Genomic DNA, 10,456 nt, shown 5'->3' with positions numbered 1-10,456 from the left:
ACGGGATTCGAACCCGTGTTACCGCCGTGAAAAGGCGGTGTCTTAACCCCTTGACCAACGGACCGGAGTTGTTATTTTCAACTCTTACTATTATACCGACTTTTCTTACTTTGTCAACACCTTTTTTAAATTTTTTTTAGAAGTCTTGTAATATTGCCTTCAGCTCTCTGAGAAGGGCTTTGCGTCCTTTGAAACGTTCGTCTGCCCAGAGGCGTTCGTAGGCTTCTTGTTTATCTTCTGGTAATTTTCTTCTATAAGTATTCAACAATTCATGAAGGGCGTAGTAGTCATCCAACCACAATCCTCCTTCTGGTAGGCGATGGCTAATTTCTCCTACTTCTTCATAGGCCATCCGGTCTAGGCGACGTTTTTGACTCTCTTGTTTTCTGACACTATCAAGGATTCGATTGCGAAATTTTGTTTTGAAGTAGACGTAGAGTTTCTTTTCTTCTTCCACTAGTTCTGGATGGTGTTCTAGAAGTTCATGGAGACAAATCATGCCTTCTTGCTCCCAGTCTTCTTTTTCCCATAGATGAAGATAGTAATCTTTTCGGCATCTATGGACAATTCCTTTTACCTTCTCATAATACTTTTCAAGCATTTGCTTTCCCCCTTTCTCTGCTTGTAGTATAGCAGAGAAAGGGGGAAAGAAGGGCACTAGTTTCTATCTTGTGCTGTTTTTACTCTCTAATGTTATGGAAGTTGTGAATGCTGACAAGTGAGAGTGAAAAAAGACAACTGTTGTCTCTACAGTTGTCTTTGTTTGTGATTTTATATTGATAATATTTTTGATTAAAGTTCTGCAATCTGATTAAGATTTACTTCTGCTACTGTATCATTCCCAAACATAGAGATAATCATCTTGACTTTGTTGTTATCAATTTCTGTAATCTTACCTGTGTAATCCGCGAAAGCACCGTCAATAATACGAACAGTTTGACCAACTTCAACATCAATGTCAAATTCTTGGACAGTTTGACCCATAGAAACTAAAATATCGCGAATTTCTTGTTCCAAAAGTGGAGTTGGTTTTGATCTATTTCCGTGTGAACCTACGAATCCTGTTACGTTTGGTGTGTTACGTACAACAAACCATGCTTCGTCGGTCATAACCATTTCTACAAGAACATACCCTGGAAAGCGATTTTCTTCGATTTCTTTTTTCTTTCCATTTTTTTCTACTTGCACTGTTTGTGTAGGAATTTCAACACGTAGAATATTTTCTAGCATATTGTATGTTTGTGCACGTTGCAATAGATTTTCTTTTACTTTATTTTCGTAGCCAGAGTAAGTTTGTAGCACAAACCATCCTTTATCAAAACTATCCATGTTTTTTCCTTTCCTAACTGAAGAATTTCAGCGACTAGATCTTTTCCTTAGCTTATTTTAAAAAATATTAATAAAACGAATCAATCCGCTAACAATCAATTGGTCAAAAATATAAATCATCACTACAAAGAAAGCAGTGTATTCCATGATAGATTTAAAATCTAACCAACTTTCCTTGCGAGTCGGCCAAGTTGTTTCTTTAAGAAGTTTAAAAATGTCCTTAATAAAACGCATCGTTTTCTCCTATCTCGTTTCTCGGTGTGTGGTGTACTTGCCACAGTGTTTACAAAATTTATTTACTTCTAAGCGTGTTGGTTTTGGATTGCCACTAATCTTAATCGAATAGTTTCTAGAACCACAAACCGCACAGGCTAGACTTGCTTTTTTAAGTGCCATAACGCCTCCATCCTACCTATTATAACAATAAACCTCTGCTTTGACAAGTTAAATCGTTTTTGATTTTTTAAGGTGATTTCTCAACTAATTTTTCAAAGTAACTTCCACTTGTTTTACCAAGGGATTTATCCAAAATACTTTTAAACATAATTTTTCAAAAGAAAAGCGTCATAACAAGTCAGCGACTCTAACTCCTGATCCAAAAAATCAAACAAGTCTAAAAATATTTCCCTTGGTATCGGTAAACTTGCTTCAAATTCTTTCTTCTGTTGCTGCTTATACTCTGCCAGTAATTTCTTTTTCTTCTCTTTTTCCATTTTCTCCTCCGACTAACTTCTCTGGTACTTTTGATACTAATACTCAATGAAAATCAAAGAGCAAACTAGGAAGCTAGCCGCAGGTTGCTCAAAACACCGTTTTGAGGTTGTGGATAGAACTGACGAAGTCAGTAACACATATACGGTAAGGCGACGCTGACGTGGTTTGAAGAGATTTTCGAAGAGTATAACTTTCTTCAACAAAGTTCAACAGTCCTTCACTCCTCTCATTATAGCACTAAATTCCTTTCATAGAAGAGGTTTTTGATAGCAAACAAAAAGAGTCAGCAAGCCAACTCTTTCTATTTCTATTCATTTTTTTCCATTAAGAAATCATAGATTTCTTGGACTGTTCCAAGCGCCATAATCTCCTGATCTTTAACAGTTTGTTTCAGTTTTTGATAAATCTGACTTTCAGCCATATCACGCTTTTCAGCCTCTTTATTCACCCTCATGACACCATTGTCAATGGTCACAAAGCCAAGCTCTTCAAAGATCTGGATCATTTTAACTAGCAGGATTTGCTCAATCTTGAGATAGCCCGCCAAATCCTTGAGTTTATAGCGAATGTCAAACTCTGGGAACTGATAGATGGTTTTATACAATTTTGCAAACTGCTCTCTTGTGCCATAGCCCGTCAAGTAGTAAGCCTTGGCTATATCATTTTTAAAATAAATAGCAGAAAAATCCTGCTCCTGACAGATTTTCTTAAGAAGGGATAAATCTTCAGGAATATTTTTTATGACAATAGCTGAACAAGAGGTCACATCAGGCAACTCTTGCCTAAAGTCCAAAACAGGTACACCTTCTGGCAACAGGGCATTCTTGCCACGGATGTTAAAGAGCTGGACACCTTCTACACGGGCGTCAACCATCATCAACTGCAAGGTGGTTTGTCCATTCCATTGGTTGACAGAGAGAGTCACCGCCAATTCCAATTGCTTGGTCTGTGAGAATTCAGTCACCCATTTCCCTTGACCAAAAGCGACCACCTCAAAACTAGCCTCACCTTTGGAAATTTTCAGCTTGAGATGAGCATTACCAGCCCCCATAACGCGAGCATTTTCAACTTGAAAATCTCGAATATAGAAGACAGGTTTTTGGTTATCCATCCCAAAAGGAGCTAGACGTTCAAAACTTTTCACCGTCTCCAAACTCAAGGCCTCTAAATCCAGTTCTTCGTCTAAAAATAGATTGTTTTTACCTTGGGCATCTGCACCTTTTTCTCGGATATAGGCTTCCAAAACATCAGACAAGACTTCCAACTTATCCGCTTCAAGGGTCATACCTGCAGCGCCTGCGTGACCACCAAAGGCGATAAACAGTTCTCGATGCGGGTCTAAGGCTTCAAAGATATCGACTGCTTCTATGCTTCGAGCACTACCCTTGGCGCGTCCATCTTCGATATTCAGTACAATGACTGTCTGCCCTAGTTCTTCAAGCAAACGCCCAGCTACAATTCCAAGAACCCCCGGATTCCAGCCTTCCTTGGCCAAAACTTGAACACTTTTATCAGGATCCACCATGCCCTTGGCTTCATCGTAAATCGACTGAACAATTTCCTTACGTTCTTCATTCTTTTGATGAATCAAAAGGGCGATTTCATGTACTTCCTCATCGTCAAATCCAGTCAACAAATCAATAGCTGGATTGGGATCATCCAAGCGCCCTAGGGCATTTAAACGAGGTGCTAACTGAAAACCGACCGTCTCTTCTGTCACATCACTACTTGAAATCCCAGCGATTTCAAACATTTCTTGCAATCCCATTCGCTGAGTATTGCGCAAGACCTCAAGACCATATTGAACCATGATACGATTTTCGTTCGTCAAGCTGACCATGTCGGCAATTGCCCCGATTGCAACCAAGTCTAACAACTCAACCTGTACTTCTTCCAAAAGGGCACAAGCTAGCTTAAAAGCAACACCACAACCAGCCAAATGCTTGAAAGGATAGTCCGCCCCTGGATGTTCAGGATGGATAATAGCATAGGCATCTGGTAAAACCTCAGGCATAGAATGGTGGTCGGTCACAATGACGTCCACTCCCATAGACTGGGCCAAATCAATGGCTTCATGCCCTGCCACACCATTGTCCACCGTCACAATCAAAGACACGCCCTGCTGTTCGATAAAATATTTGTAGACACTGGCATTTGGACCATAGCCGTCCGTAAAGCGATTAGGAAGATAGACCAGGCACTCAGCACCCAACTGTTCTAAACTCTCCTTAACAATAGAAGCCGAAGTCATCCCATCCGCATCGTAGTCACCATAAATGAGAATCAACTCCCCTTGCTCAATAGCCTGACGAATCCGCTCCACTGCTTTTTCCATATCATGCAGAAGATAGGGATCATGCAAATCATCTAAAGAAGGTTCTAAAAATTTTTTCAGACTGGTTTCATCCTGAATACCTCGTTCAAATAACAAACGAGCCACTTCAGGACCCAAACCAGCTTTCTTGGCTATCTTTGTAAAATCCGCATCCTCAACTTGCGGAGCAAATTGCCAATTATAAGTAGGAATTATCAAAAAAATCATCCACTCTTTCTTACGATTCTATCATTTTATTATAACATGATTTTCAGTTTTTCTCTATCTGCTTTGCTTTTATCAAAGTTTTACTAATTTCTTTGTAATATCATTTGACAGGAAAACGCTTTTGTTGTAGAATCTATGTTACAAAATCTAACACAAAGGAGAAAAATTATGACTTTAGTAGAATTTAAAGCTGTTGAAAAGTATTACGGAGACTACCACGCACTCCAGAATATCAACCTTCGTTTTGAAAAAGGCCAAGTTGTTGTTTTACTTGGACCATCTGGTTCTGGAAAGTCAACTCTGATCCGTACTATCAATGGTCTAGAGGCGATTGATAGCGGAAGTCTCCTGGTAAACGGACACCAAGTGGCAGGTGCGAGCCAAAAGGATTTGGTCCCTCTCCGCAAGGAAGTAGGTATGGTTTTCCAACATTTTAATCTTTATCCACATAAGACTGTGTTAGAAAATGTAACTCTCGCACCTATTAAAGTACTGGGTATTGATCCCAAAGAGGCTCAAAAAACTGCGCAAAAATATTTAGAATTTGTAAATATGTGGGATAAGAAAGATTCCTATCCAGCCACCTTATCAGGCGGACAAAAGCAACGAGTGGCTATCGCTAGAGGCCTAGCTATGAAACCTGAACTCCTACTCTTTGACGAACCAACCTCAGCTCTCGACCCCGAAACAATCGGTGATGTCCTAGCTGTTATGCAAAAACTAGCCCACGACGGCATGAATATGATCATCGTCACACACGAAATGGGCTTCGCTCGTAAAGTAGCTGATCGCATCATCTTTATGGCAGATGGGCAAGTCCTGGTCGATACAACAGATGTGGATGCATTTTTTGATTACCCAAGTGAACCGCGCGCCCAACAATTTCTCAGCAAGATTATCAACCACGAAAGTGACAAGGTCAAATAAGGAGACACCTATGAAAAATAATTTCTTTCTTGCAACAGTAGTTACCAGCCTTTTAAGCATTGGATTTGTGACATCAGTTCAAGCAGATACCAGTATATCAGATATCCAAAAAAAGGGAGAAATCGTTGTTGGCGTCAAACAAGACGTCCCTAATTTCGGCTATAAAAATCCGAAAACTGGAGAATTCTCAGGTATTGAAACAGATTTAGCTAAACTGATTGCAGACCAACTCAAGGTCAAGGTCCGCTACGTTCCAGTTACTGCCCAAACTCGTGGTCCTCTGTTAGACAACGAACAAGTGGATATGGATATCGCCACCTTCACTATCACAGATGAGCGAAAAAAACTCTACAACTTCACCAGTCCTTACTATACAGACGCCTGTGGATTTTTGGCAAATAAATCAGGTAAGATTAAAGATATTGAGGATTTAAATGGAAAAACCATTGGAGTCGCACAAGGATCCATCACCCAAAAGCTGATTACAGAGCTAGGTAATAAAAAAGGACTATCCTTTAAATTTGTCGAACTCGGCTCTTATCCTGAATTGATCACCTCCCTCCACGCCCATCGGATTGATGCCTTCTCAGTAGACCGTTCTATCCTTTCCGGGTATACCAGCAAAAGAACTGAACTACTTGACGATAGCTTCAAACCTTCTGACTATGGTATTGTAACCAAAAAATCAAACACGCAACTGAATGACTACCTAGATCAATTGGTTGTCAAATGGAGTCAGGATGGGACCTTGCAGGAGTTATACGGTCGCTACAATCTCAAACCTTCCAAACACTCAGCAGAATAAGGAGGTAGCTACATGATAGATTTATCATCTTGGACAGCTTATTTTCAACATTTTGGTCAATTTTTTAACGGATTTCTCTTTACTATAGCTATTGCTCTAGGTTCTTTTACCCTAGCCATGCTATTGGGCATCCTATTTGGTACCTTATCCACTAGCAAACATGGTAGTTTACGGATCTTGTCTCGTATCTTTGTCGAATTTTATCAAAACACCCCTCTCCTAGTTCAGTTCGTTATTGTCTTTTACGGCTTGCCTCTGATTAGTAACCATACTATCATGATTCCTATCTACTGGACTGCCGTTCTTTGCGTCGGACTCTACCACGGTGCCTATATCGCCGAGGTCATTCGATCAGGAATTCAGTCTATCCCTAGAGGCCAACTCGAAGCCGCCCTTTCTCAAGGATTCACCTACGCAAACGCAATGCGCCTGATTATCTTACCGCAGGCTTTTCGCATCATTCTCCCTCCCTTGACCAACCAAGTCGTCAACCTGATTAAGAATACTTCGACAGTAGCTATCATTTCTGGAGTTGATCTTATGTTTGTCACCAAATCTTGGTCCGCACTCAACGGCAACTACATCCCAGCCTTTTTAGGTGCCGCCTTCTTCTACTTTGCTCTCTGCTTCCCTGTCGCCCAATTTGGACGAAAAATGGAGCAAGCTAACAAAAAAGCTTATTCACTTTAGGAGGTTTTTATGGAAAGTATTCTTGAAGTTCTCAGTCTAGACAACCTCATCTTTATTTTAAAAGGTTTTGGTCTAACCCTCTATATCTCTTTGATTGCTATCACGCTTTCAACACTAATTGGAACCATCCTCGCTGTCATGCGTAATGGAAAAAACACCCTATTACGAATCCTTGCTAGTGTCTACATTGAATTTGTACGAAATGTTCCTAATCTACTCTGGATTTTCACTATTTTTTTAGTCTTTAAAATGAAGTCTACTCCAGCTGGAATCACCGCCTTTACTCTCTTTACATCTGCAGCTCTTGCTGAAATTATCCGAGGTGGTCTTAACGCAGTGGATCAAGGACAATACGAGGCTGGAATGGCACAAGGTTTTTCCTATCGCCAAATCCTCTATCATATCATCCTACCGCAAGCCATCCGCAAGATGCTCCCTGCCATCATCTCTCAATTTGTAACAGTTATTAAGGATACAAGTCTTCTATACTCTGTAATCGCCCTCCAAGAGCTTTTTGGTGCCAGTCAAATCCTCATGGGCCGATACTTTGAACCAGAACAGGTTTTCAGCTTATATATCCTGATCGCCCTAATCTACTTCAGCTTCAATCTAGCTATTTCAAGCCTTTCACGGACTCTAGCAAAACGTTGGCAACAAGCTGCAGAATAACAAGAGGTTGGGACAAAAAATCCCGGCCTCACTTTTTATTAACAATCAAACTTTGACGCGGTAGCTGATTGAACTTTTTGTTCGTCTTTTAGACTCCAAAAAGCTCCTAATCATCCTCGCGGGGCTGGGACTACGAAATCTAGACTGTGTCTATCGATTTCTGTCCCACCGCTTTTTGAAAGAAATCTTTTTGCTTATTCCTTTACTAGAATAAAGCTAGGGAATGTTAAACTGCCAAACTTTATGCTAGACTAGAAGTATGGAACATCATTTTAATCATCGAGCAGAATCATTTGATTCTCCAAAAAATCAATTTCTGGCCGATCTTGTTTGCCAGCATCTAGTAAAACAAGTGCCTGATTTGTCAAACAAATCAATCCTAGACTTTGGAGGTGGAACTGGCCTTATCGCCCTTCCTCTTACCAAACAAGCTAAATCAGTGACCTTGGTTGATATTGCAGACAAGATGCTTGCGCAAGCTCGTCTCAAGATTGAAAGTCAAAAGCTTTCAAACCTATACTTGATTCAACAGGATTTATTACTTGAACCACTTGAAGAAGAGTTCGATCTTATTATCGTCAGTCGAGTTCTTCATCATATGCCTAATCTCGAGGACAGTCTGGCTATGTTCAAGGAACATTTGACTCATGGCGGACAACTCTTTATCGCTGATTTTACTCTACCAGATGGAGAGACACACGGTTTTATCATTTCTGAACTTGAAGAAAGTCTCAGCCAACAAGGTTTCTCGGAAATAACAAGTCAAATACTCTACAGCTCAGACCATCTCTTTCTCCGTAAACCTTCCCGATTATTTCTTACAAGTAGCAAGAATATTTAACCTTCGAGGTATTAGACAGGCCTTCAAAACGAGGCATATACTAACCTTTACTCAGCTTTTGCATTTTCTCAACAGATAAGGTATAATAGTTGTATTGTCTTTTGGGGTCGTTACGGATTCGACAGGCATTATGAGGCATATTTTGCGACTCGTGTGGCGACGTAAACGCTCAGTTAAATATAACTGCAAAAAATAACACTTCTTACGCTCTAGCTGCCTAAAAACCAGCAGGCGTGACCCGATTCGGATTGCTCGTGTCTGATGACAGGTCTTATTATTAGCGAGATACGATCAGGCTTTGTCTAGCAGTTTGATAAGAGATTTATAGACTCGCAGTTCCTAGGCTTGAGTTATGTGTCGAGGGGCTGTTAAAACAATACATAACCTATGGTCGTAGACAAATATGTTAGCAGGTGTTTGGACGTGGGTTCGACTCCCACCGGCTCCATTATATTAAAAAAACGTTGATGTTCTCAACGTTAGAACGAAGACAAAGTCCTTGGAAGTCAAGTTTCCAAGGGCTTTTCTTTGTGTAAAGTCGTATAATAGAGGCAAGAAGAGTTGTGAGGTGTTCCTATGTTTCAAACGTTGATGATATCAACGTTTTTTCTGTCATCATACAAGTTTACAATGTTACATCAAGACACTTGAAAGATGGCAACATTAACTTTTCTTCTATGGGAAAAATAGCATATATAGTGGATTGAACTTAGAGTAGTACAATATAAATTCTAAAACATTTTTAGAAATTAATTTGACTTTCCTAACCTCTTTGTTCACATCTTATTTCAATCAACTATACATTGAACAGCTATTCAATTGAATTTTTAGCATTTTAAAGATCTGTAAGACTGACATTTCCCCTTTCTCCTAATCATTATCCATCAAAAAAACCGTAAGAATTTCTTCTTACGGTTTTTCTAGCAAATTCATAGAATTGAGATTCTCAGTTTTGCTTTATTTGAGTAATTTCTTACTCTTCTTCCTCACGTTTTTTAGCGAAGAGGAGTCCGCCTGTTGCTGCTGCAAGAAGTGCTAAAGCAAGTGAAGCGCTAGATTGTTCTGTACCAGTATTTGGCAATTCTTTCGCTCCTGCTTTCTTAGCTGGTGCTTGAGCAGGTGAATCTTGGTTAGCAGCTGTAACAGCTTTTTCAGCTGGAATGACTGCTACTGAACCATCTTCAAAGGTTACAACTACTGATCCATCATTGTTAACCTTAATATCTTTCGCGGTTGGGTTAGCTTTCTTAACTTCGTCGGCTACTTTAGCTTTTTCGGCGTCAGTCAAGTTGCTTGGATCTGTAACTGGGGTTACTGATGGATCTTTAACGACTTTATTAGTTGGATCTTTTACAGTTACTTTAACTGGTACTTCATCCTTAGAACCATCTGGGTAAGTCACAACGACTGTAGTTCCTTTATCACCTGGTGTAGTTGTGTCTACTGGTGTCTTGAACTCTACTGTTGTGCCCTTAGGAAGATCTCCGACATTACCGATTGAATCTTTAGCAGATGGTTTATCTCCTGGTTTAACAGTTTGATCTTTCGCTGTTGGAGTGTTCTTGTCTGCATCTGTAGCTGGTGCACTTGGATCTTTTACAGTTACTTTAACTGGTACTTCATCCTTAGAACCATCTGGGTATGTTACAACGACTGTAGTTCCTTTATCACCTGGTGTAGTTGTGTCTACTGGTGTCTTGAACTCTACTGTTGTGCCCTTAGGAAGATCTCCGACATTACCGATTGAATCTTTGGCAGATGGTTTATCTCCTGGTTTAACAGTTTGATCTTTCGCTGTTGGAGTGTTCTTGTCTGCATCTGTAGCTGGTGCACTTGGATCTTTTACAGTTACTTTAACTGGTACTTCATCCTTAGAACCATCTGGGTATGTTACAACGACTGTAGTTCCTTTATCACCTGGTGTAGTTGTGTCTACTGG

General features: G+C 40.1%; 12 protein-coding genes and 1 other RNA gene. 6 read left to right on the top strand and 7 right to left on the bottom strand.

Going from position 1 to position 10,456, the window contains the following annotated elements:
• Positions 1 to 136 precede the first annotated feature (136 nt).
• The 6 genes from QM469_RS10405 to recJ all read right to left on the bottom strand — a co-directional run bounded on the left by QM469_RS10405 (position 137) and on the right by recJ (position 4,576).
• Entirely contained in the window at positions 137 to 601 is a 465-nt protein-coding gene (locus QM469_RS10405) for a sigma-70 family RNA polymerase sigma factor (protein ID WP_414276795.1), read from the bottom strand.
• A 191-nt stretch (positions 602 to 792) separates the two neighbouring features.
• Positions 793 to 1,329 carry a transcription termination/antitermination protein NusG gene (gene nusG / locus QM469_RS10400; protein ID WP_045763385.1) on the bottom strand — a complete coding sequence of 179 codons (537 nt, stop codon included), beginning with the start codon at positions 1,327 to 1,329 and terminating at the stop codon, positions 793 to 795.
• 57 nt (positions 1,330 to 1,386) lie between these two features.
• A complete protein-coding gene (gene secE / locus QM469_RS10395; protein ID WP_001211016.1) occupies positions 1,387 to 1,563 on the bottom strand; it encodes a preprotein translocase subunit SecE in 177 nt (58 codons plus the stop codon).
• A gap of 9 nt (positions 1,564 to 1,572) precedes the next feature.
• A complete protein-coding gene (gene rpmG / locus QM469_RS10390) occupies positions 1,573 to 1,725 on the bottom strand; it encodes a 50S ribosomal protein L33 (protein ID WP_001809375.1) in 153 nt (50 codons plus the stop codon).
• Between the two features lie 140 nt (positions 1,726 to 1,865).
• Positions 1,866 to 2,042, bottom strand: a complete 177-nt coding sequence (locus tag QM469_RS10385; protein ID WP_414276794.1) for a hypothetical protein — start codon at positions 2,040 to 2,042, stop codon at positions 1,866 to 1,868.
• A 308-nt stretch (positions 2,043 to 2,350) separates the two neighbouring features.
• Positions 2,351 to 4,576, bottom strand: a complete 2,226-nt coding sequence (recJ, locus tag QM469_RS10380; protein ID WP_414276796.1) for a single-stranded-DNA-specific exonuclease RecJ — start codon at positions 4,574 to 4,576, stop codon at positions 2,351 to 2,353.
• A gap of 177 nt (positions 4,577 to 4,753) precedes the next feature.
• Here recJ and QM469_RS10375 point away from each other — a divergent pair, with 177 nt between their 5' ends.
• From QM469_RS10375 to ssrA, 6 genes are all read left to right on the top strand, one after another.
• Positions 4,754 to 5,512, top strand: coding sequence for an amino acid ABC transporter ATP-binding protein (locus tag QM469_RS10375; RefSeq protein ID WP_414276793.1), 759 nt, complete (start codon positions 4,754 to 4,756; stop codon positions 5,510 to 5,512).
• 10 nt (positions 5,513 to 5,522) lie between these two features.
• Entirely contained in the window at positions 5,523 to 6,317 is a 795-nt protein-coding gene (locus QM469_RS10370) for a transporter substrate-binding domain-containing protein (RefSeq protein WP_414276792.1), read from the top strand.
• Between the two features lie 12 nt (positions 6,318 to 6,329).
• Positions 6,330 to 7,007 (top strand): amino acid ABC transporter permease, encoded by a 678-nt coding sequence (locus tag QM469_RS10365; protein ID WP_315640696.1) that lies wholly within the window; start codon positions 6,330 to 6,332, stop codon positions 7,005 to 7,007.
• 9 nt (positions 7,008 to 7,016) lie between these two features.
• Positions 7,017 to 7,676, top strand: a complete 660-nt coding sequence (locus QM469_RS10360) for an amino acid ABC transporter permease (RefSeq protein WP_414276791.1) — start codon at positions 7,017 to 7,019, stop codon at positions 7,674 to 7,676.
• A 259-nt stretch (positions 7,677 to 7,935) separates the two neighbouring features.
• On the top strand, positions 7,936 to 8,517 hold the full coding sequence (locus QM469_RS10355) for a class I SAM-dependent DNA methyltransferase (RefSeq protein WP_414276790.1): 582 nt from the start codon (positions 7,936 to 7,938) through the stop codon (positions 8,515 to 8,517).
• Between the two features lie 103 nt (positions 8,518 to 8,620).
• Positions 8,621 to 8,968: a transfer-messenger RNA gene (gene ssrA / locus QM469_RS10350) on the top strand.
• Positions 8,969 to 9,490: 522 nt separating this feature from the next.
• On the opposite strand, the gene QM469_RS10345 is transcribed toward ssrA, so the two are convergent.
• On the bottom strand, positions 9,491 to 10,456 hold a 966-nt coding region (locus tag QM469_RS10345; RefSeq protein WP_414320623.1), incomplete at its 5' end, for a Rib/alpha-like domain-containing protein.

The organism is Streptococcus infantis (genome assembly GCF_047464215.1).
Taxonomy (GTDB): Bacteria; Bacillota; Bacilli; order Lactobacillales; family Streptococcaceae; genus Streptococcus; species Streptococcus infantis_P.
The sequence above is the reverse complement of the archived record's forward strand: the minus strand, read 5'-3'. Positions and strand labels throughout refer to the sequence as shown.